This window comes from Bacillus sp. JJ1609, from assembly GCF_036967045.1.
Lineage (GTDB): Bacteria > Bacillota > Bacilli > Bacillales > Cytobacillaceae > Mesobacillus.
On record NZ_JBALSS010000007.1, the window covers coordinates 19,998 to 42,334 of the forward strand.

A 22,337-nucleotide genomic window follows, 5' to 3' on the forward strand; every position below is an offset into this window, starting at 1 on the left:
GCCTCATTTACATCAAATCAGGAAATAGACAATGAATTCTATGTAGGCATTGAATGGCTACGTCAGACGGAAAAATATATAATAGAAAAAAAAGATAGAAAAGAGGAAAAGGAATGGATGAAGAAACAAAGATGTGTTCTGCTTCAAAAGTAATAAAAACCAGCAGAGTGTTTCCCCTCGATACAAACAACCATGGAACGCTTTACGGAGGAAAATTGATGAGTATGATTGATGATGTTGCTTCAATATCTGCATCCCGTCATGCAAGGTGCGATATTGTCACGGCATCGACTGATTCAGTCGACTTCCTGATCCCCATACAAAAGGATCATTCTGTTTGCCTCGAATCATTTGTAACATGGGTGGGAACTTCATCAATGGAAGTATTTGTAAAAGTCATATCTGAAGACCTAATGACAGGTGAAAGAAAACTTGCAGCTACTTCATTCCTGACATTTGTTGCCTTATCTAAAGAAGGCAAGCCTGTATCTATCCCAAAAGTCGTCCCTAGTACACAAGAGGAAATCATGCTTCATGAAAGTGCGGCAGAGAGAGCCGAAAACAGGAAGAAGAGAAGGAAAAAAAGCAGGGAACTTGCTAAGAAAATGGATATAGAGCTTCCATGGTAGTAGAAAGGATCCCATTCAACTGACTTGCTGAAGGAACCCACCCGAAAAGGGTGGGTTCCTTATTATTTTAGGCAGTCGACTAGATTTGCAGTCTTGTATTCACGTTAAACTGTCATTCATTTTCCTAGTAAACCGGACAGATGCTTTCTTCCGTTTTTTTTCGAATGTGAAGATATAAGTTGATCGCACATTGGTTAACGATTAGCATTGTTACTGCAATATGAAGATTATAAAAACTTAAGTAAATGCAGCTACAAACTGATCGTGATATCCCCCTTCTTTTTCGTCTCCAGGTTTTCAATCAATGTTCTAAATATCTTCAATGATTGCTGGAATATGGGACTTTGAAAAAATGTATAGAGGAACGTAACAATAAATACCGGACCGCCTAAAAAATAACCAATTACCAATATTATACTTTCTACAATGATCCTGGCTTGACTTACAGATAATCTAGTTTTATCAGAAATGGAGAGCATGAATCCATCGCGCGGACCTGCCCCAATTCCGGCAGCCACATACATTCCACCACCAATTCCTGTAATGGTGATTCCTAATAATAACAACAGAAGATTAACCCAAAGATACGGCGTAGCTTGAGGAAGAATGTTCAGCCACAGGAAAAAATCCATAATAGGACCTATCAAGAGAGCATTTAAAAACGTTCCGATGCTAATATACCTGCGATCCACCACTAAAGAAACAAGGACAAGCAGTAAGCCACATGCAACACTCCAAGTTCCAATTGTCCAACCAAAACGCTGAAAAAGTGCTACATTCAGAACTTCCCATGGATGAAGTCCAAGAAATTTCACCTTCACTGCGATGGCGTTTCCAAGACCAAAGAAAATTAATCCTAAGAAAAATAGAATATACCTTATAAATTTAATACCCACCTTTTCACCTCTGTACAGATATAGGTTATCTTACTTTTGATCATTAAGAATGCGAAAACAAGGTCCGCAGAAGTCAAACCATGTATATTTGTCCTCTTAAAATTAGGCATCGGTAAAAAAGATGCTGCCTCTCCAAACATCTTATTTAACTTTTACTCCTGTTAGTAACAGTTAATCTAAATGCATTACAATTTCAAGTCCTGTTGGCTTTTCCTTTAAGGTATCGCTATATTCTTTAAATACTAAGTCAAGTCCTGAAATATCGTCAGGTACCGGAGGTGAAACAATGAAATTGTATGTATAATAACCTGTTGAGCCTCCTGCTCGGTCCTGCCTGCAATCGTATTGTTTCCCTAAATATAATTCAAATGTATTGTTATGATGTTTATGAAGTGTGTCGATTGGCGAATCCTTTGTTCCATCCCAATCGATATGAAGTTGTATTACACTAGCATTCTGGTATTGCTTTATAACTGTAACGGAATATATGCGTTCACCATTTTCAACCGAATTTAAAACAGATAGGTGCTTTCTGTATCCAGCAGGCTCTATTCGAGATTTAAATAGGTTCTCATATCTCATAGTCTCGAACAACTGATTTAAGTAGTCTTCATAAAGCTCATATTTTGCACCCCACACAGAGATCACTTCACTAGACGGAAGACCAGGATTGTTGTTAGAAAGAGCTTTGCGTTGTTTTAATAGAGCACAAATTTGTTCATCAATCGGAAAAAGTTGTTCATTATAATGGACTGTTGGACGGGGATTCAAACTCATTTTGATCCTCCTCTTTTTTATAAAATTAACATTTATAATTACTTATTCTTCCAATCCAACTAAATTCCTTCTTCTATCTTCTCTGTTTGTCGAATTAAAAAAGTGTGCAGCAGCCGACACTAATCTTTATATCAAGTTATGATTAGTTAGGATCCATGATCACCATTTAAAAATATACTGTTCTTCGATTGAAATGCAATGGACTGATAAAACGCGAGCCTTAAAGAAAGAACACGGCGATACATGGTAAATGAGCAGATGGTTCTCAGCATAAGAGAACCATCTTTTTTTATTCACTATTTGTCCCCTTTTTGTTCACCAAATGATCAATTCCAAAACGATAATGATGCCCTTTTCGGAATTATAATTACTCATGTACTAACAACAAGGAGTTGGTAGTAATGAGAAACAGATTGATTGATTTTGTGCTAGGGTTGACCATCTTTTGTATCGAATGGACCATCCTATTTTTACTTAGCTCCGGCAAGGAAGTTAAGTCCTGAATCGCTAAGATAACACTTTTATAAACCAAAACAAGAAACTCCTGGGAAAAAGGAGTTTCTTTCTTTTATTGCTTTTGAATTAAAGTACCATGTTTCGTTCTACTCACATTTACCGCGTCATTGGGTTCAACAGATTGGTAAACAGCTCTTGTTACAACTAATTTTTCACCATCAAGCTGGAGCCAATATTGGTTTTCGACTCCAAAATTTCCATATATATTGCTTACAACCTTCTCTACACCTTTTTCGGTTATGGTTCCTTGATTTTTTTGCAGCGAAAATTCAGCGTAAAGATAATCCTCGTAAGCAAAGGATAATAATCCAATGCAGCCAATCCATAAAAGGATATGAAGTATTTTTTCCATGTTCATCACCCGAGCTTAGCTTATGGAAAAAAACTGCATTTTAATCAGAGAAGATGATTGTATGTAAATGCCCCCCAACCGTTTTACGAATTACGAATTGCCCATGCAAGAAAAACCCCTGAAGTTATATTAAACTTCAGGGGTTTTCAGTGTATAAATTTAAAAGTCTTTCTCAGTTTCTCGTGTTGTAGGATCTTCGATTCGATTCTGTGATTCTGGGATTGCATCATAATATGCTGTGTCTACGTCATGGATAGAACCATCTGCAAGTCCCCTGAACACTTCAAAAAGTGGTACTTTTACAGTCTCTTTAAGCATTCCCGCCTGCTTTTGGCCAAGCGTCTGGCTCTGACCTTTAATTTCAATCAGCATAATGGCCGCGTCATTTAAGGCAAACGCACCAAGGGCGGTTCCTGGAAGGTTTACATCTGGATACTTCTGAATGGCTCCAAAGTGTGAGAATCCTCTCTGCAGCGCCTGAGCGGAAAGTGCATTAACCTGCTTTCCAAGCTTCTAAACATCTTCATCCACTTCGTACTGTTTACCACTGAATGGATCCGTGTAAGGATCGGCTACTACTGCAGCAACCTGAATTGGTACGGAACGATTATCTTCCTCTGTTAACGTATTAAAACCACGGTGGTGTACATCAACAAATACATCAGGCTTAAATTCTTTGAAAACGCTCGTAACAGTTCTAGCTTCTGCCTTTACATAAAAACCTCCGTAATTGCTGTTATTGGGTTGCCTTGCTATTCATGAATGAAGCAACTTCTGCTTTATCCTCATTCTCTACCCTGAAATCAAGGTTTGGATTGTAATCACTGTTTATGTAAGCAATTATAGGAAAATTATGTTAAAATGTAATTATCTTAATTTAGGATTGGTGAGTATGGAACAAACAGCTCTTTTATTAAAATCAGAACTAATAGACTTGGATTTTAAGCAGCCGGAAAAAATTAAAAGTAAAGACCTCAATCAACTAATTGAGCAAATGGTAAACCATATAGGTTCTACCGACCCTGAGTTAAGAGACAAGCTGATTTATACTTCATTTTACTATTTAATACAGCGAGATTACCTTAACGAACAACAGATGACTTATTTAATAGAGACCTGTCTAGATGAGAAGCATCTGTTTTTAAGCATCGGAAGCCAGGATGATGATACAGTTTTCACCAGAGCATTTTCTTCCCTTGTTGTTGCCCTTATCTTAGGAAAAGACCGAGAGAATCAATTCCTGTCCACGGAACTTACCAAACGTACAATCAAGTGCAGCATGTTTTATTTGCAAGAAGAAACAGATACCCGGGGATATGTTGAGGGTAAAGGATGGGCACATAGCATTGCTCATGGTGCAGATTTATTGGATGAAGCGATCAAGCATCCCCTCTTTGAGATGGGCATAGTTAACGACTGCCTTGATACGATAAGTAGCTGTTTATTTAAGGAAGCAGTCTACACTGACGGCGAGGATGAAAGACTCATTTATTCAATTGAAGCTCTCTTAGAAAAGGGAATGGATGAGAGAATTCTAGAAAAATGGATTTTCAGTCTATCTGATTATCTTAATGAAATTCGTAATCCAAACGGGTTTTCTTTATCCTACTTTAGAAAAAAGACTAATCTAAGCAACTTTTTGAAAACCTTGTACTTTCGTTTGATGTTTAAAAACGATGGGGTTAGCACGAGGAAAACAATCATAGAGATTTTGGAAACATTGCATGAGAATTAATCCAATAAAACAGTCGCAGTCGAGTCCACTGCGGCTGTTATTTTTAACCTTCTTTTCTATCTTTACTATAAATATCATAACAGCTTTAATTTCATCCCTTCATGTGTTGCCGTGAAACCTAGCTGCTCATAAAACCGTTTAGCATCAGGTCTCTTTTTATCCGTAGTTAATTGAATTAGATGACACCCTCGCTCTTTCGCCCGTTGGATTGCCCATTGAATCATTTTGCTACCTAAACCAAGACCACGGTGTGATGACGAAGTCCTTACACCTTCAACCGTAGCCCTCCAACCACCCTGATGGGTAATATATGGGGTAAAAGTAATTTGCTGCACACCAATGATTTGATCACCAAGACATGCCACAACCAATTCATTGTTCGGATCACATTGGATCGCACGAAAAGCGTGAAAATAGCTGTCGGGAAGAGGTGTTTGATAACACTCCCTCTTACTTCCTAAAATATCATCTGCAAGCATTTCAACTATTCGGTCAAGGTCTTGCTCTTTGGCTAATCTGAAGGTTACAGTTTGATTCATATTGACCTCCCATTTTATTTTTAAAATAAGTTCTTGAACAACAATTTTATTAGGCTTTTAGATCACTTGTATTCATCTTCTATATTAAATAGGCTTTAAAAAACTTAACATTAAAGAGATAATGACTACTTATTTTAATACAGAGTAAACAAGTATCTCTTTTTCCCATTTATTGATTTGCTTTTTTACGGACATGCCGATTCGTTCAGCAACCTTGGCGGATGGGATATTATGAACATCTACCAATGAGATCATCTCACTTTGGTTTAAGTGCTCGAAGCCATATTCTTTACAAGCCATTGCCGCTTCAGTGGCATATCCCTTTCCCCATGCACGTCTAACAAATAGATAACCAATTTCCATTTTTATTTCTCCATCAACTTCCTGAGGCACTATTCCGCATTGACCAAGAAAATCACCTGCCGCTTTATCCTCAACAATCCAGAGACCTACACCATATTTAGCATAATTGTTTAAAGTCCAATTAATCCATTCCCTCGTCTCGTTATCATTTTTTGTGGAAGGATAGTATCTCATGGCCTCAGGGTCCGAAAATATTTCCAATAAATGATTTGCATCATGTTGGTTCATTTTTCTTAAAATTAATCTTTCTGTGCTGAGGATTGGAGCACTCATATTAACCCTCTTTCCTTAGTCATTTTTTTTATGAAAACAATATAAAAGAGAGTGATTCATTTTTTCTTCTCATTCCAAACTTTACTTCCATATCCAACTGCAAGAACGCTAAATATACTGGCAATTAGAATAATCAGAGCGGTCATCTTCTCAACTCCTTTAATGTCTCTATTTTACCAGTGCTGAGGACGTAGCAAACTTGCCGGTAGTTTTGTATATGTATCTCCTTTAGCCGAATTAACCTGTGCCTGCGTGAGGAAAAAGCTTCCTGTTAGATCTGCCCCGCTTAAATCGGTGTCTCTCATGTCGGCCCCGATAAAATCACAATCCCTTAAATCTGCTTCACTCAAATCAGCTGCAATAAGGAGAGCTCCTCGTAAGTTTGCTCCTCTCATGTTAGTACGCCGCATTTTTGCACCTATAAAACTGCTGCCTCGTTTTGGCATTTGCTTCTTATTTCTAACTTTTGAACGGACCAATTCGCTGATCTGTAAAAGCAAATCATTCACTATCGCCCTATGGGCTGGAATATCCAGGCTTAGAATTGCAGAAGAATCCTGGTTAGTAAGGATTTCGGTTTTTTCGAAGGCAGACAATAAATCGTTATGGAATGGCTTTGCTTCCTTAAAAGAAAGCGCCTCATGCAGATAACACAGCATTTCATGAAGCTGTTGCATGATGGGAAACACATCAAACATTTCCTTTGCAGATACAGAATTTTCTCGCCAATCTTTCCCTCTATACGTCACCTGGGAAACCTTTTGGCCAGCGCCGAAGCATTCATATACCGTACACCCATTGAAACCATTGCTGCGAAGGTTTTTATGGATGCTGCAGCTGTAATCATTTTGCAGGTTTTGACAGGGAGTACCACCATCTTTATCAAAAGCAAAGTCAGCTGACTTCGCATATGGCAATGCTACACAGCACAAACCAAAACAATTTGTACAATCAGCACGTAAATCTTTTAGTTTATCAATCTTTAATTGGTTAGGCACATCTTTCACTTCCTCTAATAAACTTTACAAAAATCCAGTTTTTATATTGTTAAATATGAATTCAACAAATAACTTAACACTTCCTTTATATATCCCCTCGTATCTTTCCAACAAAAATAACCTCGGTACAATACCGAGGCTAAATTTTAACTTCATGATTAATAAGAACATATACACAACTTCCAATCAGTTGTTGCTCATTAACCACATAAATTTCTACTAATTTTATATTCTGCCTTAAGTTCTTTTTCTAAAAATTCCGCTAGCTTCAGCATGCCAAATTTCCCTGCCTTTGCTTCAGCATCTGAATTATAGTTGGTATTTGTATTTATGTCATAGGTGAAAATTTCTCCTTGTCCATTTCGGATAAATTCGATTCCAGCTACACTGATGTTGTTTGCTTCAAGTACCTTTTTATATTTTTCTATAATAGGGTCATTGAATCCTTCGATGATTTGGAACTTTGGCTTCTCTTCGACTTCCTCCCCTACAGGGCAGAAAAGATCACCAATCTGGCATGCATCTGCGGGGCACAATTCAAATCCTTCTGATGTATCAACTCTAACACCATATTCAAACTCACCGCCAACAAACTCGCATCTAGTGATATAGCTTTCAGGCGAAAGGATATACTCCTGGATAAGAGTAATGCCGTCAACCGGTTCTTCAAAGAAAGCTCCCTCAACATATGTCTTCAATGCTTCAATTGATTGAAACAGCTGGACACCCAGGCCTTTCCCTGCCCGATTATGCTTTGTGATAAACGGTCTTCCTTCAAAAGCCCTCACTGCCTCCAAAATATGGTCTTTTCCTACAGCCGCTATTGTTTTGGGAGTCCGGACGTCATGTTTATTCAACTCCAAATACTGCTTGACCTTGCTTACTTCTAATTCAAGAGCCCTTGTTCCGTTATGCACCTTCCGTCCGTGAGCTTCCAGCCATGCTAAAACCTGCGAAGCATATTCAGGTGCATAGCGATGCCCTCTTGTATGGGACGATGCACTCATCCTGCTATAAAAAATTCCCTCAGGCGGCTCCGTTGTTAAATCCAGCACTCCTTGATCAAGATGCCATTCTTCATACGGCACACCCAGTTCTTGAAGTCTCTTTGTCAAATGTACTGTCCACTCGTTATTTTCATGAATTACATATACTTTGCTCAAATTCATTCGCTCCTTAATAAATTACACGTTGAATTTTTTAAAATTAAAATGACTTCTATACCAAATTTAATTTCTCAGAAAAAAACAACTCAAATATCACGCTGAGAAAATAATTCTCCATCAAACCGTTAAAATATCTCTTTTTCCCTCGACAAGTGGCATCACTTCTTTGGCGAAACGTTCCATTTCCTCTAACTGAGGTGAGAATTGCAGGAGAAGCAATCCTAGTCCTGCCTCTTCATATTGTAAAATCCGTTCCGCAATCTGCTCTGGTGTGCCCACCAAATTTGGCCGCAAACCGCGATTTGATACGGAATAATCCTGAAGCTGGATCTGCTGTTCGAGCTGGGATTTGCTCGTAAAATCCTTAAATCCTGCATAGGCGCTAGATTCTTTTACATTCGTGATTCGCGCTAATTCAGCGTGCGCTTCTTCCTCGGTATCCCGGCAAATGACATATGCGGCCATTCCGAACTCCGACAGTTCTGCATTTCCCGTAGCAGCTCTACGAATTCTCATATCGGAAATTTTCCGCTGAATTTCTTCAACCGTTCCTCCATGCATCACATAAGCATCGCATTTCTCAACAATCGTCTGTTTCCCCTTCTCACTTTCACCGCCAGCGTACAAAATTGGATTTGGACGCTGAACCGGTTTCGGAAAAAGCTTTGTATCTTTCAGTTGATAAAATTTTCCATCGTACGAAAAACTTTCTTCGCTCCAAAGTCCCTTTAGAATATCTATGAATTCAGTGGTCCTTTCATATCTCTCATCATGCTCGGTAAAAATGCCTCCGTACTGGCGAGCTTCTTCTTCCCACCAGGCAGAAACGACATTCAGAGTGAAACGTCCTTTGCTGATGTTGTCAATATTCGCGGCCATCTTTGCAGTGATTGCCGGGTTGTGAAAACCAGGACGGACTGCAGCCATTATTTCTATTTTTTCCGTAACAGAAGCAAGTGAGGCAGCCGTGGTCCACGCTTCAAGTGAATCATGCTCCGGCCCTTTAATATCATTTAAGTACAGTTCGGCAATTAAGGTAGTAGAATACCCCCATTGCTCTGCTGATTGTATGACGCTTTTGGCATAATCAAAAGTCGGTGGCATCTTTTCATCCTCAACATTCCTTAACCATCCGCCAAAAATCGGCAGCCAAAATCCATATTTCATCTCTTATCTCTCCTCCGCTCACGCAATCTCTACTTTACCAACACATTAAGTTGGGATTGTTTTTAAAAAGATAGAGACTTACAAAAGTCTCCCCAAAACAAAAGCTCCCTTCACAAAGAAGAGAGCTAACCAAAACTCTCTCCTCATCTTTCGAACAAAAAGTTCGCAGGAATTGGCACAGTGTTCAAATTGAACCTGTTGCCGAGGTTTCGCAGGGCCTTTCCCTCCACCTCTCTTGATAAGAAGAAACTATGTATTAAATTTTAGTTTAATAAAGGGATAATATTCTAAATTTAAATAAAAGTCAATTCGTAATTCGAAATATTTTAATTATTATAATGAATGCTCCATCATGAACCGGTTTACCCGCTCGGTTGCTTCAGTTAGTCTCTCAGGTGGTTGTACCATCGCAATTCTTACATAGCCTTCCCCTTGTTTGCCAAAAGCGTCACCCGGGACGACTGCAATGCCTTCCTGCTCAATCAACTCGAAGGCAAAATCACGGGATTTCCAACCTGCAGGGATTTCTGCCCATACAAACATCGTTGCAGGAGAATTAGCAACTTGCCATCCGCTATTTCTTAATCCAAAAACTAAAGCATCCCTACGAGCTTCATATTGCCTAACCTGATCCTTTAGAAACGAATAATCAGAAGTCAAAGCAGCAACTGCTGCCATCTGGATCGGATAAAAGATCCCATAGTCGATATGTGATTTAAAAGAAGCCAGAATGTCAATGACTTGTGAATTGCCTACCACATAGCCAATTCGGCAGCCTGCCATATTAAACGTTTTCGAGAGCGAATTGAACTCTACTCCTACTTCCTTTGCACCAGGCACTGACATGAAACTGATTTGCGGGTTTCCGTCATAGATGAGCTCAGAATATGCAAAGTCGTGGACAATCAGGATATTATGGAACTTGGCAAACTGGATAACCTCTTCAAAAAAGCTTTGATCAGCAAGCGCTGTTACAGGATTCCCTGGGTAGCTTAAAACCATCATTTTCGTTTTTTGTAAGACGCTTTCTGGAATTTCGTCTAGTTTAGGGAGGAATTTATTCTCCACAAGTAAAGGCATCGGATGGATGAGCCCGCCTGCAATTGTAACACTAGCTTCATAGATTGGGTATCCGGGATCCGGTACAAGTACATAATCACCTGGATCAATGATCGCTGTGGCAAGATGAGCAAGTCCATCCTGAGACCCCATCAGTTGCAGGACTTCATTTTTATCATCCAATTCAACACCATAACGCTGTTGATAAAAATATTTAACCGCCTCATTGAATTCACTGATTCCTTTCAATGTATACCCGTATCTTCCAGAATCCTTCGAATATTCAACCAGGGTATCAACTACAAAAGATGGTGGCGGGAAATCCGGACTCCCAATGCTAAGATCGATGACATCTTTCCCTTTCAAAAAAGCAGCCTGCTTTCGATCTACCACCTCCTGAAAGATGCTGGAGGTCATTTTTCTAATTTTTTCTGATCCGAAGAGATTCATGGACATTCCCCTTTACTGTGAATTTACGTCATGTTGTTGTTCTTCGAGAATTCTAACTTTTTAAAATATAAATTCGATTATAACAGTCTCACATTTACAGTTCCAGAATCTTTTTCTATTCTTCAGAATTTTTAACTTAATAAAGTCTTCTGTACAAGCCAATCAGTTGTTGTTTTTTCAAAAGGCATAAGATTATCCTCATTGTCCATTGTAGGATTCAAGCTTTTATTCATGATAAAATGATAGAAACGTTAAATATAGAAGGAGTGTAAAACAATTATGGATACTCACGTTACTACAAAAATGAAAATTTCAAAACCTGCTCATGAGGTGTTTGAAGCATTTGTAAACCCAGAAAAGATGGCTAATTTCTGGTTTTCATCCGGAACAGGAAGAATGGAACCGGGAAAGACAATTATCTGGAGGTATGATGAATACAATGCAGAAGGTTCCGTCCTTGTGTTGGAAGTCGAGGAAAATAAGAAAATCGTGTTTTCCTGGGGAGCAGAAAATCAAGAAACAATTGTTACAATCACTCTGAAAGAGCTAGACTTTACGAGTACCATCGTTGAGGTTAACGAATCTGGTTTGAAAGCAGATGACCCTGAAATAGTAAATAAAATGCTCCAGCAAAAAGAAGGTTGGGTATATATGTTAACTTGTTTAAAAGGATATTTGGAAAATGGCGTGAGTAATTTGAGAGCATCATTGGTTCATTAAGAAGTAAAAATGACTAGGGTATTATTTCTAGGCAATACATAAAGAAAATAATACCCTATTATGTGGCGAATATTTGCTTACTATGTCAAATCAAAGGTCAAATTGACTTTATAAATGTTTCATAGGATACTGCATATTCCTTAAAGCCATTTCTTGCGTATAATTTTTTCGCATGATCGTTCCATGAATAAGCATGTAATTTAATTCTATTAATCCCTCTTTCTTTCATCCAATTTACCGTCTCATCTAATAGTCTTTGTCCCAGACCATGTCCTCTAGCGGCATCATCCAAAAAAAGTTCATCAAAAAGACCCATCCTGCCTGTTCCATTATCTGCTGCTTCATTTTCTTCAAAAATTCTTCCTAATGCATATCCGACTGGTGTGCCTTCTAATTCTGCTATAAGGATCAAGGTATCTTCATTCCTATTATTAAAAGTTTCCAGAGCATTCCTTTTAATTGAATGCATTACATCTTCATAATTATCGTATGTACATTCGCTATTATGGTTTTTTCGATTGAAGTTACTTAATTTAACTGCATACTCAATAAAAATATCTCTGTCACTATCTACGGCTTGTCTGATTTCTACTTTCATACACTTTCCTCCGGTTTAAGTTCTTTCGTTAATTCTAAGATTTTTCTCTACTATATTTTTCTAAATGATGATTTATTAAGAACTCTAGTATGAAATTCATCCTGATGACTATAATTCCATTTTAATGGTTTATAAGAATAAATGTAAAAAAAAATGAGCCGAGGAACAGCTCATTTTTTAAACAGGAATGCTAAAAGTCCCAGTAACTATTTCGTAATGATTTTATCAATGATCCCGTATCCAAGGGCTTCCTGTGCACTCATGAAATAATCACGGTCTGTGTCTTTTGCGATTTTTTCAAGCGGCTGCCCGGTCCGCTCAGAGATGATTGAATTTATATGCTCACGAAGCTTGAGAATTCTTCGAGCTGAAATTTCAATTTCAGTGGCCTGCCCCCTAGCTCCGCCTAGCGGCTGATGAATCATGATTTCACTGTTTGGAAGGGCATATCGCTTCCCCTTTGTACCTGCGAGTAAAAGCATCGCTCCAAATGAAGCTGCCATTCCGATGCAAATCGTGCTTATATCAGGTTTGATATATTCCATCGTATCAAAGATAGCGAAACCAGCTGAAGTTGAACCTCCAGGACTATTAATATAAATCGAAATATCCTTTTCTGGATTATCCGCTTCAAGGAAAAGCAACTGAGCGATGACACTGTTTGCCACCTGGTCATTGATTTCATCACCCAGCATGATGATCCGGTCTTTTAAAAGTCGAGAATAAATGTCGTAAGACCTTTCTCCCCTGTTTGATTGCTCGATAACATATGGAATTGTACCCATGATATTTCCTCCCTTTTCTGGTTAGGCTGCCATTTTGAAAGAAGAGAGAGAAGTACTTGAATGCATGGCCATAGCCATTTTTGGAGCAGCAAAAAGAGATGGGATATCATGTATATTTTCTAACAGGACCGTTGGATCTTGAGCTTGAAGAGATTCGCTCAGCAGGCTGGAAAGGAGTTTTTCTTCCTTTTCATTTTGGAATGAGTCCACCTCACGAATTGTCCCTTCTTTTTCAAGCCGTTTTCTCGCACGATGCAACGAGCCCTTTACTGCCATTTCAGTCATCCCTAGCAGACCCGCAATCTCAGGTGATTGAAATCGGAATGCTTCCTTAAGGATGAAAATAACTGCCTGCTTAGGTGTCATTTTTTCCAACAACAGCTCAACCGTTTCAGCCGCGCTGTTTTGAGCAGGAGCACTCTCTAGCCCTGTAAAATACTCAGGAATCCCTGGTACCTCATGCTTCCGCTTCCTGATCGTGTCCACCCAATGATGGTACGCAATTTTTTTCAGCAAGGCTGAATTAATTTGGGTTGACTCATAGTGCCTGATTGCCTTAATGATCGTTTCTTGAAACAGATCATCACCATCCCAGCCATTTTGAGTCAGGAATTGACAATACTGCTGCAGGCGGGGATAAAACTGAGTAATCCCGATGTATTCTTTCGGCTCCTCCAGTGCTTCCTCGGCCACCAATCGCTTGTCGGTTTGCATTCTGTTCACTCCTTTAAACCTCTCTGCCCCTATAACGAATGAAGGGAGAGAAAAAGATACGCCCTGAAAAAATATTTTATATTACAAGATAAGGTTACGATTCTAAATCATTTTCAAGCATTATATGAGGGGAAAAACTGATTTGATGTTATGTATAAATTTTATCTCAGTAAAAATGCTGTCCTTTTTCATGGCCATAAAAGCCCTCTTACCCATTCACCATCAGTGAAACTGTAATGGATTCGAGTATGCTTACGCTCCTCATCACCTTGCCAAAACTCTGCTTCATCAGCCTCCACCCGATATAAGGTCCATTCAGCACACACAAGGCCTGGCTCCCGATTTATCCTATTAAGCTGTAAACTGATTTCATCTTCTAACTGCTCTTTTTTATTTAAAATAGTACTTTGTTTTCCAGTAAGCGCGATTGCACGAGCAACTTTACCACGTTCAAGGAAATCCTTTGCACTTGCTTCACTGCCAGTATCAACTGCCGTTCCCCTAATACGCACTTGTCTGCCGATTGCCGCCCAATAAAAGGTTAAGCTAACTTTGGGATTGTTTTGAATCTGGAGACCCTTCCTGCTGTTTGAGCTTGAGGCAAAATACCAGCCATCTTCATCCACGTTTTTTAAAATCAGGATACGAGCATCCGGATAACCATTTTCGTCCACCGTTGAAAGGGTCATAGAATGAAGCTCTCGAACATCAGCTTCAACAGCAGATTCAAACCATTTCAGAAAAAGATCGTAGGGACTTTTAGGAAGGGAGTCTAGACTTAAGGAAGGAAAAGGACCTTCAAGTGTTTTTAACTCACGCAATTTTTTATTGATATGATCCATCATCTCCCTCCTTCTCTGAATAAAAGCTTACTTTTTGCTTTAAGTAGCAATATTGAGCATCATTAGTATCAAGATATGCCTCATCCCTATTTGATGGGACATCTGTGTAATCAATGATTTCATCAAATTGAGTTGCTGTAAAATCATAGCTCATGCCAGCAATGACATTATAAAAATGCCAACTGTTTTTCACCTTTGTTTTTTTAATTTCTCCGCCCAGGAAATCCTGGACAACTAAGGCTGTAACTCCGCATTGACCCTTTGCCGGATTGACCATACTTCATTTACTGCTAGATTGTATTGACCACGAATTGACCAATGCACGCTTCATTCTCTCTATTCTTCCTGTATCCCCGTCACTCATACTATATATCCCCTTACTAATTTCTCTCACTCACTTTACCACTCTAAAGCATTGGGGGTCTGACCCCCAGTACGGTGATGTGCTAAAGCTATTCTTTTAAACCACCATTTTATCCGAATCATTTCTCCTGCATTATTGTCCAATTTCTTCTATTTTCATTTGATCCCCGTCTAATGGTTCAGCATATTTAATCGATGATGTTTTAAAGGTCCAATTAACCAGGAAGATTCCTATAAAAATGAGCGTTCCTCCAGCATAGACATACCATTTAACCACTTCATCCAAAAGCACCCATCCTGTCAGGACACCGAAAAATGGTGCGAGAAATAAGAATGCACTTGTCTTGCCTGGATCCCCTTCATTGATCAAATAAAACCAAATTGCAAATTGAACAATCGAAGCCATGATGGCGAGATATAATATGATCGATACGGATACAAGATTAATCATCAGCTTTGGAATTTCAAGTGTAACCCCCATGATCAATAAAAGGCTCCCGCCAAATAGCATTTGATATGCCGTTAGCACCCAGACATTAAATCGGCTGCCCCACTGTTTGATCAGTATCGTCGCAATCGACCAGGATACTGCCGCTCCTAATCCAAAAAGTGTTCCCGCCGTTAACTGCAGATGGAATCCCAAAGTAACAAAAACACCAATAAAGCCAATTATTGCACCAAGCCATTGCATAAATCTGTAACGAATACCCAAAAATACTGTACCCATTATGACAACCATTAATGGATTGCTAAAAGTAAGAATGGAAGACTCCCCAGCAGTAATCGTCCTTAAACTCAGGAAGATACATCCCATCACACCCGCAGTCTGAAACATTCCAATTACAAAAACCCTTCCCCAATCTGCTAGATGAACTGGCAGCGTTTTTTTCCTGACAAGCACTGACATTATCAAACCAGCCAGTGTGAACCTGAGCCCAACTAATAATAACGGGGATACATACGTTAAGCCGATTTTCCCTACTGTAAAAGAAGAACCCATAAGGAACGTCGTTACAACCATAAGTACGCCAAATAAAAAAGGATGAATGCTGCTTTTCTTCTCTGTAATCTGCATATGTTCTCCTCCCTCAGAAGTTTTGATTTACTAAATATCTTGAACAATTATATTCTGCTTCAGGGTACTGATTTCCTTTATTTAGTGAAGTAAGTAAAGATGCAGCCCTGTTTTTTCAAATACGAAAAAAAGGACTTAATTTTGAAGTCCTTTCCAGTCTCTATATTAATGTCTTTTCTATATGAGATTTCCAGAGATCCTGTTATCTCTAATATGAAACTATTACATCAAATGAATGATATACGAGGTGATTTCTTTTATCTTTGCCTTCTTCCCAGCCCCGGTGAATGTATAGACATCACAAAACCCTAAGCTCGATTCATCGTTCATGATCATTTTACCATTGATAGAACTGGTTGAACCGTGAGTTATTATGTTTGATATATGTATTTCAGTAACCTGCCTGTGAGCCATCTCTTTAAGCTTCCTTAAAAAGGAATCCTTACCCTGGAGAGGTTTTTCACCAACTATCTCCCATACAATATCATCAGAAATATTCACTTTAATCGCATCAATTTCTAGAGATGCAAAGGCAATTGTTAATTCCTGCAGCTGTAGTTTTTTAGGTGCATTTCCACAATCTTTTGGACTGTTTACTTTTATTTTGTCAGTTGAAGAAATAAATTGTCCCAAGTGACTCTCTCCTTGCCATTATTCAAACAGATTCACCCAATTACATATTAATTCATTATAAATCACAGTTTACCTTCTCCCGTAACTCGTTAGACCTATGTAGGTGTAAAAACGCCTGTCCCTCAATATTAATAGGTAGGCAGGCCTATAACATGATCTAAATAAAGTTTTATTAGAGGGGTAGTGACATGATCAAATTTATCACGATCTTCAAGAGAAACCCATGAGACTTCTATCAAATCATCATTAGCTGCGTTAGATATATCAAGGCATAGTTCGCCACCAATGATCTCCGCAATGTAGGTGAACTTTGCATCTACTTCTAACAGCAGACTTTGGATCACTACATCATATCCGGTCTCTTCCTTGACCTCTCGTATGCATGCCTGCTCGGGAGTCTCATCATTTTCAATTCCACCACCAGGAAAATTCCAGACAATCCGCCCACCAGAAACGTATTGTTTGACCATCAAAAGTTTGCCATCGCGAATTATTAGAGCCTGAGAAACCATGCTCTTCACTCCCACTTACCAATATATTTTACAAGCTATTGACTTTCACAAAATAGTCCATTACCTTTTCGTTCTCTATCTTTTCATCCGTCTCAACGAATCCAAGATTTTTATAAAATTGAATAGCCCTTTCGTTTTCCGGGACAACTGAAAGACGAACTCTCTGGCAATCTGGATGCTCAGAAATAATCTTTTCTAAGATTTTTTCCATCGCGAGCCTTCCATAGCCCTTGCCCTGAAACTCTTCCCCAATCATGAACCTCGGAACCCAGTGCCGATCATAGTCTTCATTTTCTGGAATATACTCAATAGCCGCTAGTCCTACTACCGTTTCACCAGCACAAATAGCATAAGGTGTGAATTTGGAATCTACATAAGCCCACGCAATCGTAGCCAAATTCCTTGCCACAAACTTCTTTTGATCGTCAGAAACTTCCAATCTCGCACAGGCCCTTATATTGTCCTGAGTGACTGGCATGATTTGAATATTTATACTCATCTCTCTAACCCCCGTTCTTACCTCCTAAAAGAATTCGATAAAAAGTGGATTTCCCCTTTTCCTGAACATCTCTCTTTTCATTTCGATTTTCATAAATGTCTTTAGCCTTGGAGTTCATTCACCTCAACACCAACAATATCCACAAACTTAATGGACATAGCTGCCCCGTCTTTGCTAACCAAACGGACCTGCTTTTTAATTGGGTCAAGATAATGGACTAATCCTTGTTCTTCATATGTAAATCCGTCCTCCCACTTCGATATAACCACAGGATATGTATATTCCATCGCGTAACAAATGCGGTTTTCCAGCTCTTCGATTTCATACTCGTCCAGAATCGGTTTAGCTTGGCGGAGTTCATCGCGAGCGAGTTCTCGCAACGATGCCCGGTGTTCAGGTGCAAAGTGTGCCGGTAAAAACTTCAGCATTCCCCTGTCACGAATTCTCATTCCGATCCATCCTTTCAGGTGAGTTCACCTACATTATACCCCGAACAAACGTTCGTAACCATAATAATTTCTACGGAATGAATCATATTCTCTACAAATTCAACACTTTTTTCTACGAAATCCCTAGTCATTTCTACGAAAAGCTACTTTATTTCTACGATTTGCCCGTTAATCTCTACATTTACCAATTAGTTAGAAAAGAGCCTCCTCTACAAAATTTAGAGGACAGCAGCAGATCTCAAAAACATTTCCGATTCAAGTATGATTTTCCCTTCTTTCAACGGACGCTCCGCGGAAAGCGAGTGCCTGGAGCGGAAATCAACATTCTAATGTAACGCCAAAAAGAAAAAACCAGCATTAAGCTGGTCTAAGCAATTACTTCATGATATTTAAAATATGTCGATAATTTGGATTCTACATGAGATTTCCAATCATCTAGCGGAACATTCAAGTCCTGAAGCACCTTATAGGCATGAACCCAAGCGCTCATTTCGGCAGTTATTCTGTAAGACCAGTCATTCAGCCATTGATCATAGTCGAGTTCACCATTGACGAAATCTATTAAATGCCCGATTTCATGGGCAAAAGCATATATATTTTCCAGAGTGGTCGATAATGGAATCGTAATGGACATGTTTGGATTAAAATTGATTTTTTTCTGAGAGTCGAGAATCACCTTGCAGTTCAACTTTTCCGCCTCTTCTACTAAACGTAAAAAAGTGCCATATGTCACCATACCTTTTCCCCTTTATCCTAATAGTTTTTCTCTCTATTATATACATTTTCACAAAAAGGTATACCATTTTTTCTTAATATTCTGAGAAATCAAGTGTTAATTCCTTATTAAAAAACATTTCAATTTGGACATCTTTCCCTGCATATCTTGATAAAAGGTACTTTAAACTTGCGGGTTGAAAAGCAAGAAAATCCATGTTGTTATACCAGGAGAAACGCTCTTGTAATTTAAAAGGATTATTTCCAAAGTATTTAGAATATAAGTTACAAAAGTTAGTAAATTGGAGAGTGGAAACATGCCTTCATGATATAAAGGAATATGTAAAATATTTAGATGGTATTCATAAACGAACGATGCGATTTGTGAAAGTAATACCAATGAACTCTTAGATTGGAAGCCATCTGAAGATAAATTTTCTACCGGTGATTTATTGCGACATATCGCATCATCTCGAATGATGTTTCTTGGTATATTTGAACACGGAAAGTGGATATACACAGGACATGATACTTGTAAGGGGGCTTCTATTGAGGATATTTCAAATTATTTAGAGGCATCTCAAATTAAACTAACAGAGGGTCTAATAAAAGTTAGCAACGATATATTAACAAAAAAAGTTTTAACCCTTCATGGTCATGAAGTTAGCGTTTGGAGAATACTTATGGCAATTCCGGAACATGAAATCCATCATCGAGGACAAATCTCTACATATTTACAAATGAACAAAATCGAACCACCTCAAATTTTCGGATTAAAAATTGAGCAAGTTAAAACATTATAATTTTATGAAAGAGCTTTGGACCTCATCGTATATCCCAAGCTTTATTTTTATTTTAAAAGGAATCAAAAACAGATCTCACCAGGAACCTGAACAGGAGAAATAACAGGCGGAACGGAAGAATAATCAATTCCGGAATCCAAAACAAGACATCACTGATAAAATCCCAAAATCCGTACATATCTTCTTGTTTTTTCTTCCTTCTTTTTTCCGCCCGTTTTTCGATAAACATGATGCGCCCTCCCTATTTGTATATTATCCTTTTCCAGATCTGCATACTTAAATATAAGAATTTATTGTACATTCTATCCCATTACAGTCAGATACAAATACAGAAAAACCGCCAATATTCAATGGCGGAAAAAGCTTTTAGATATATTGCTTCATTTTGTCCAATAGCTCAGCGGAATCATGTGACAAGACTATTTCACCGTTTACAATGGCATAAGCTGAATTCCTGCATTCCTTGCATCTGCTTTGACATTCATACTCTTGAACGGTTACATTTTTCTGGTCTAAGAATTCCTGATAGCCAGCATAATCCTCTTCCGTTAAAAACTGCTGAAGATTTTTTTGGCAGAATTCAATCTTAACTTTCTTTTGTTTTGAAAAAAACTTTATTTTCATATGTAAAACTTCCTTTAATATGGAGTCTCGCATGCCATACACATCTTTCTGACACCATGAATTATAACAATAAAAGTAGATTTCCATAAGTCTAAATTACAGGAAATTAATTTTACAAATATGACATGAGCTGAAAAAGAACCACTAATTAAAAACGCAAGCTTCAGGTGTTACCTTGAAGCTTGCGTTCTCCTTTAATATATATCCTGCCTGATAAAGACAGTAAAGGACACAGCTAATGCCGCAAGACCCCACAACGTTAAAATCAAAAGTGAGAATCCTAACGACATCCCCTCAATCGGCGGAGCCTGCCCTGCCAAATAGCCTGTTAGATTCAAATTGATCATGAATAAATACTTAGCTGATTCCCATGATGAAACCATGTTCGTAAGGATTGCGCCTGAAATCAGGGCAGCGAGCATGACACCCATCCCTGCTGGTGTATTTCTGATCAATACGGAGAGCATGAACGTAAGGGTTCCAACAACAATCGCAACAAACCATACCAAGCTGAACTCCATAAGCAGGTATTGCCACTGGGGAATCATTTGTGCTGCACTTGTGTTCAGTTCGTTTCCCTCAGCACTGAAGCCAGTGATGACGGGCGCCGTCCAGCCCTGAAAGCCAAAAACAAGCCCAGAGATCAAACCAGACAATAAACCGAACAACACAACAATGACCGAAACGGAAAGAATAAGGGTAATGTATTTACTCATCAATACCTTCCAGCGCTTCACTGGCCTTGTCAGAAGTAGCTTCACTGTTCCGGCACTCCGTTCTGAGGATACAATATCAGCGGCAACCACCATGATCATCAAAGGAATCAGCAGATTTATCGAAAACTCGGCAAACACGCGCATAAAGGTCGGCGCGCCTGGTTCCATCGGATTGATATTATTGTCAAGATAGTACTGTTGCTGCTGGATACGCAGCAGCAGCTCACTTTTCCACTCGTCTGATATCCCGCTGCTCGTAATCCGGTTTTGAGTGTCGATAATTTGCTGTTGAAGCGTTGTTCTCCAGTCAACATCGCCAAAGCGCTCCAGCCTTCTTTCAATGTCCCTGTATTGGGAATAGGTGAACATAGCGACAAGGACAGCAATAATAGCGGCCACGACCAAAATTCTCTTCTTTCGTACTATTTTTAGCATTTCATTTCTAACGAGGTTAATCAATGGATTCACCTCCAGTCAGTTCAAGGAAGAGATCCTCTAAAGCAGGCAGCTTTCGATTCATTTCTTTTACCATGATTCCTTGTTCAACAAGTACCTTGTTCCATGTAGAGGCATCATTCTCGCTGTAGGTTGTGATTAATGTCCCGTCCGCTCCTTCCGTTACAGAGGTTAGTCCAGCTAGAATTTTCTTCCCCTCTTTATAGGGTTCAACCCTCCAAATGACACGTTCTTGCAGAGCAAGAAGAGAGTCGACGGTGTCCACTTTTATGACGGCACCTCTCGAAATAATCGCAACCCTGTCGCACATCAGCTGTATCTCGCTAAGAAGATGACTTGAAACGAGGACGGTTAATCCTTCTTCCTCTGCCAGGAAACGAATAAAGCTCCGCATCTCCCTGATGCCCATCGGATCCAATCCGTTTGTCGGCTCGTCAAGGATCAGCACTTTTGGTTTTCCTAGAAGTGCCTGGGCTATTCCAAGGCGCTGCCTCATACCAAGGGAATAGGTTTTTACAGGATCATGAATCCTTTCCTCCAGCCGGACAAGCTTGACAACCTCATCGATATAAGATGGCTCAACATTAGGGAGCATCCGGGCAAAGTGTTCAAGATTTTCCCAGCCTGTCAAATAGGAATACAATTCAGGATTCTCGACGATACACCCCATTTGGGTCATGGCTTTTGTAAAATCCTTCTCAACGTTATACCCACATATTTCAATCGTTCCTGAGGTGGGCCTGATCAATCCGACCAGCATCCTGATCGTCGTCGTTTTTCCGGCACCGTTTGGTCCAAGGAATCCGAAGACTTCTCCTCTTTTAAGCTCAAAATCAAGACCTTTAATGATTTCCTTTTTGCCAATCCTCTTTTTCAGCCCTTTTACCGAAAGCGTAATCTCACTCATTCTCCAT

28 protein-coding genes, 1 pseudogene and 1 riboswitch are annotated in these 22,337 nt (G+C 39.1%); of the genes and pseudogenes, 4 read left to right on the plus strand and 25 right to left on the minus strand.

The features are described from left to right. Positions 1–113: 113 nt before the first annotated feature. Entirely contained in the window at positions 114–629 is a 516-nt protein-coding gene (locus tag V7654_RS07800; protein ID WP_335429719.1) for an acyl-CoA thioesterase, read from the plus strand. A 251-nt stretch (positions 630–880) separates the two neighbouring features. Here V7654_RS07800 and V7654_RS07805 read toward each other — a convergent pair whose 3' ends face one another. The 4 genes from V7654_RS07805 to V7654_RS07820 all read right to left on the minus strand — a co-directional run bounded on the left by V7654_RS07805 (position 881) and on the right by V7654_RS07820 (position 3,542). Continuing rightward, positions 881–1,525 (minus strand): YczE/YyaS/YitT family protein, encoded by a 645-nt coding sequence (locus V7654_RS07805; protein WP_335429720.1) that lies wholly within the window; start codon positions 1,523–1,525, stop codon positions 881–883. A 171-nt stretch (positions 1,526–1,696) separates the two neighbouring features. Beyond that, on the minus strand, positions 1,697–2,302 hold the full coding sequence (locus V7654_RS07810; protein ID WP_335429722.1) for a hypothetical protein: 606 nt from the start codon (positions 2,300–2,302) through the stop codon (positions 1,697–1,699). 568 nt (positions 2,303–2,870) lie between these two features. After that, positions 2,871–3,170 (minus strand): hypothetical protein, encoded by a 300-nt coding sequence (locus V7654_RS07815; RefSeq protein WP_335429724.1) that lies wholly within the window; start codon positions 3,168–3,170, stop codon positions 2,871–2,873. Between the two features lie 159 nt (positions 3,171–3,329). Beyond that, positions 3,330–3,542, minus strand: a complete 213-nt coding sequence (locus V7654_RS07820) for a hypothetical protein (protein ID WP_335429726.1) — start codon at positions 3,540–3,542, stop codon at positions 3,330–3,332. A 520-nt stretch (positions 3,543–4,062) separates the two neighbouring features. Between V7654_RS07820 and V7654_RS07825 the strand changes: the two genes are divergently transcribed. After that, on the plus strand, positions 4,063–4,905 hold the full coding sequence (locus tag V7654_RS07825; RefSeq protein ID WP_335429728.1) for a DUF2785 domain-containing protein: 843 nt from the start codon (positions 4,063–4,065) through the stop codon (positions 4,903–4,905). Between the two features lie 74 nt (positions 4,906–4,979). On the opposite strand, the gene V7654_RS07830 is transcribed toward V7654_RS07825, so the two are convergent. The 6 genes from V7654_RS07830 to V7654_RS07855 form a co-directional block, all read right to left on the minus strand. Next, positions 4,980–5,444 carry a GNAT family N-acetyltransferase gene (locus tag V7654_RS07830; RefSeq protein ID WP_335429729.1) on the minus strand — a complete coding sequence of 155 codons (465 nt, stop codon included), beginning with the start codon at positions 5,442–5,444 and terminating at the stop codon, positions 4,980–4,982. 129 nt (positions 5,445–5,573) lie between these two features. Further along, positions 5,574–6,080, minus strand: a complete 507-nt coding sequence (locus V7654_RS07835; protein WP_335429730.1) for a GNAT family N-acetyltransferase — start codon at positions 6,078–6,080, stop codon at positions 5,574–5,576. A gap of 173 nt (positions 6,081–6,253) precedes the next feature. Then, positions 6,254–7,078 (minus strand): pentapeptide repeat-containing protein, encoded by an 825-nt coding sequence (locus V7654_RS07840; RefSeq protein ID WP_335429731.1) that lies wholly within the window; start codon positions 7,076–7,078, stop codon positions 6,254–6,256. A 200-nt stretch (positions 7,079–7,278) separates the two neighbouring features. Continuing rightward, positions 7,279–8,241, minus strand: a complete 963-nt coding sequence (locus V7654_RS07845; protein ID WP_335429733.1) for an ATP-grasp domain-containing protein — start codon at positions 8,239–8,241, stop codon at positions 7,279–7,281. 120 nt (positions 8,242–8,361) lie between these two features. Next, entirely contained in the window at positions 8,362–9,411 is a 1,050-nt protein-coding gene (locus V7654_RS07850; protein WP_335429734.1) for an LLM class flavin-dependent oxidoreductase, read from the minus strand. Between the two features lie 140 nt (positions 9,412–9,551). After that, a riboswitch (SAM riboswitch) is annotated at positions 9,552–9,656 on the minus strand. Positions 9,657–9,744: 88 nt separating this feature from the next. Continuing rightward, a complete protein-coding gene (locus tag V7654_RS07855) occupies positions 9,745–10,920 on the minus strand; it encodes an aminotransferase class I/II-fold pyridoxal phosphate-dependent enzyme (RefSeq protein ID WP_335429736.1) in 1,176 nt (391 codons plus the stop codon). A gap of 279 nt (positions 10,921–11,199) precedes the next feature. Here V7654_RS07855 and V7654_RS07860 point away from each other — a divergent pair, with 279 nt between their 5' ends. Beyond that, positions 11,200–11,640 (plus strand): SRPBCC family protein, encoded by a 441-nt coding sequence (locus V7654_RS07860; RefSeq protein WP_335429737.1) that lies wholly within the window; start codon positions 11,200–11,202, stop codon positions 11,638–11,640. 97 nt (positions 11,641–11,737) lie between these two features. Here V7654_RS07860 and V7654_RS07865 read toward each other — a convergent pair whose 3' ends face one another. The 11 genes and pseudogenes from V7654_RS07865 to V7654_RS07915 all read right to left on the minus strand — a co-directional run bounded on the left by V7654_RS07865 (position 11,738) and on the right by V7654_RS07915 (position 18,846). Next, positions 11,738–12,238, minus strand: a complete 501-nt coding sequence (locus tag V7654_RS07865; RefSeq protein ID WP_335429738.1) for a GNAT family N-acetyltransferase — start codon at positions 12,236–12,238, stop codon at positions 11,738–11,740. Between the two features lie 206 nt (positions 12,239–12,444). Further along, positions 12,445–13,023 (minus strand): ATP-dependent Clp endopeptidase proteolytic subunit ClpP, encoded by a 579-nt coding sequence (clpP, locus tag V7654_RS07870; RefSeq protein ID WP_335429740.1) that lies wholly within the window; start codon positions 13,021–13,023, stop codon positions 12,445–12,447. A 21-nt stretch (positions 13,024–13,044) separates the two neighbouring features. Further along, complete coding sequence (locus tag V7654_RS07875) at positions 13,045–13,737, minus strand: RNA polymerase sigma factor (RefSeq protein WP_335429742.1); 693 nt, start codon at positions 13,735–13,737, stop codon at positions 13,045–13,047. 188 nt (positions 13,738–13,925) lie between these two features. Continuing rightward, complete coding sequence (locus V7654_RS07880; RefSeq protein WP_335429744.1) at positions 13,926–14,579, minus strand: pyridoxine/pyridoxamine 5'-phosphate oxidase; 654 nt, start codon at positions 14,577–14,579, stop codon at positions 13,926–13,928. Next, a pseudogene (locus tag V7654_RS07885) lies at positions 14,563–14,943 on the minus strand (YunG family protein). Before V7654_RS07885 ends, V7654_RS07880 begins: the two are co-directional and overlap by 17 nt. A 132-nt stretch (positions 14,944–15,075) precedes the next feature. Then, positions 15,076–15,990, minus strand: coding sequence for a DMT family transporter (locus V7654_RS07890; RefSeq protein ID WP_335429971.1), 915 nt, complete (start codon positions 15,988–15,990; stop codon positions 15,076–15,078). Between the two features lie 249 nt (positions 15,991–16,239). Beyond that, positions 16,240–16,650 carry a hypothetical protein gene (locus tag V7654_RS07895; RefSeq protein WP_335429746.1) on the minus strand — a complete coding sequence of 137 codons (411 nt, stop codon included), beginning with the start codon at positions 16,648–16,650 and terminating at the stop codon, positions 16,240–16,242. A 128-nt stretch (positions 16,651–16,778) separates the two neighbouring features. Next, complete coding sequence (locus V7654_RS07900) at positions 16,779–17,162, minus strand: NUDIX hydrolase (RefSeq protein WP_335429748.1); 384 nt, start codon at positions 17,160–17,162, stop codon at positions 16,779–16,781. 28 nt (positions 17,163–17,190) lie between these two features. Next, the gene (locus tag V7654_RS07905) at positions 17,191–17,661 is read right to left on the minus strand and encodes a GNAT family N-acetyltransferase (protein ID WP_335429749.1); all 471 of its coding nucleotides are present in this window, start codon (positions 17,659–17,661) and stop codon (positions 17,191–17,193) included. A gap of 101 nt (positions 17,662–17,762) precedes the next feature. Next, entirely contained in the window at positions 17,763–18,110 is a 348-nt protein-coding gene (locus V7654_RS07910; RefSeq protein ID WP_335429750.1) for a YolD-like family protein, read from the minus strand. A gap of 367 nt (positions 18,111–18,477) precedes the next feature. Beyond that, positions 18,478–18,846 carry a hypothetical protein gene (locus tag V7654_RS07915; protein ID WP_335429752.1) on the minus strand — a complete coding sequence of 123 codons (369 nt, stop codon included), beginning with the start codon at positions 18,844–18,846 and terminating at the stop codon, positions 18,478–18,480. A 358-nt stretch (positions 18,847–19,204) separates the two neighbouring features. Between V7654_RS07915 and V7654_RS07920 the strand changes: the two genes are divergently transcribed. Beyond that, a complete protein-coding gene (locus tag V7654_RS07920; protein ID WP_335429972.1) occupies positions 19,205–19,627 on the plus strand; it encodes a DinB family protein in 423 nt (140 codons plus the stop codon). A gap of 52 nt (positions 19,628–19,679) precedes the next feature. On the opposite strand, the gene V7654_RS07925 is transcribed toward V7654_RS07920, so the two are convergent. From V7654_RS07925 to V7654_RS07940, 4 genes are all read right to left on the minus strand, one after another. Then, positions 19,680–19,856, minus strand: coding sequence for a hypothetical protein (locus V7654_RS07925; protein WP_335429753.1), 177 nt, complete (start codon positions 19,854–19,856; stop codon positions 19,680–19,682). 137 nt (positions 19,857–19,993) lie between these two features. Further along, on the minus strand, positions 19,994–20,251 hold the full coding sequence (locus V7654_RS07930) for a DUF1450 domain-containing protein (protein WP_335429754.1): 258 nt from the start codon (positions 20,249–20,251) through the stop codon (positions 19,994–19,996). Positions 20,252–20,445: 194 nt separating this feature from the next. Continuing rightward, entirely contained in the window at positions 20,446–21,426 is a 981-nt protein-coding gene (locus V7654_RS07935; RefSeq protein ID WP_335429755.1) for an ABC transporter permease, read from the minus strand. Then, positions 21,419–22,330, minus strand: coding sequence for an ABC transporter ATP-binding protein (locus V7654_RS07940; protein WP_335429756.1), 912 nt, complete (start codon positions 22,328–22,330; stop codon positions 21,419–21,421). The genes V7654_RS07935 and V7654_RS07940 overlap by 8 nt, the downstream gene beginning before the upstream one ends. Positions 22,331–22,337 lie beyond the last annotated feature (7 nt).

Coding starts and splice junctions, on each gene's coding strand:
- V7654_RS07830 (WP_335429729.1), bottom strand. CDS start 5,444: ATGAATCAAACTGTAACCTTCAGATTAGCCAAAGAGCAAGACCTTGAC.
- V7654_RS07800 (WP_335429719.1), top strand. CDS start 114: ATGGATGAAGAAACAAAGATGTGTTCTGCTTCAAAAGTAATAAAAACC.
- V7654_RS07940 (WP_335429756.1), bottom strand. CDS start 22,330: ATGAGTGAGATTACGCTTTCGGTAAAAGGGCTGAAAAAGAGGATTGGC.
- V7654_RS07915 (WP_335429752.1), bottom strand. CDS start 18,846: ATGGTGACATATGGCACTTTTTTACGTTTAGTAGAAGAGGCGGAAAAG.
- V7654_RS07880 (WP_335429744.1), bottom strand. CDS start 14,579: ATGGATCATATCAATAAAAAATTGCGTGAGTTAAAAACACTTGAAGGT.
- V7654_RS07855 (WP_335429736.1), bottom strand. CDS start 10,920: ATGAATCTCTTCGGATCAGAAAAAATTAGAAAAATGACCTCCAGCATC.
- V7654_RS07850 (WP_335429734.1), bottom strand. CDS start 9,411: ATGAAATATGGATTTTGGCTGCCGATTTTTGGCGGATGGTTAAGGAAT.
- V7654_RS07810 (WP_335429722.1), bottom strand. CDS start 2,302: ATGAGTTTGAATCCCCGTCCAACAGTCCATTATAATGAACAACTTTTT.
- V7654_RS07910 (WP_335429750.1), bottom strand. CDS start 18,110: ATGAGAATTCGTGACAGGGGAATGCTGAAGTTTTTACCGGCACACTTT.
- V7654_RS07820 (WP_335429726.1), bottom strand. CDS start 3,542: ATGCTGATTGAAATTAAAGGTCAGAGCCAGACGCTTGGCCAAAAGCAG.
- V7654_RS07905 (WP_335429749.1), bottom strand. CDS start 17,661: ATGAGTATAAATATTCAAATCATGCCAGTCACTCAGGACAATATAAGG.
- V7654_RS07865 (WP_335429738.1), bottom strand. CDS start 12,238: ATGAAAGTAGAAATCAGACAAGCCGTAGATAGTGACAGAGATATTTTT.
- V7654_RS07815 (WP_335429724.1), bottom strand. CDS start 3,170: ATGGAAAAAATACTTCATATCCTTTTATGGATTGGCTGCATTGGATTA.
- V7654_RS07825 (WP_335429728.1), top strand. CDS start 4,063: ATGGAACAAACAGCTCTTTTATTAAAATCAGAACTAATAGACTTGGAT.
- V7654_RS07900 (WP_335429748.1), bottom strand. CDS start 17,162: ATGGTTTCTCAGGCTCTAATAATTCGCGATGGCAAACTTTTGATGGTC.
- V7654_RS07875 (WP_335429742.1), bottom strand. CDS start 13,737: ATGCAAACCGACAAGCGATTGGTGGCCGAGGAAGCACTGGAGGAGCCG.
- V7654_RS07860 (WP_335429737.1), top strand. CDS start 11,200: ATGGATACTCACGTTACTACAAAAATGAAAATTTCAAAACCTGCTCAT.
- V7654_RS07925 (WP_335429753.1), bottom strand. CDS start 19,856: ATGTTTATCGAAAAACGGGCGGAAAAAAGAAGGAAGAAAAAACAAGAA.
- V7654_RS07930 (WP_335429754.1), bottom strand. CDS start 20,251: ATGAAAATAAAGTTTTTTTCAAAACAAAAGAAAGTTAAGATTGAATTC.
- clpP (WP_335429740.1), bottom strand. CDS start 13,023: ATGGGTACAATTCCATATGTTATCGAGCAATCAAACAGGGGAGAAAGG.
- V7654_RS07835 (WP_335429730.1), bottom strand. CDS start 6,080: ATGAGTGCTCCAATCCTCAGCACAGAAAGATTAATTTTAAGAAAAATG.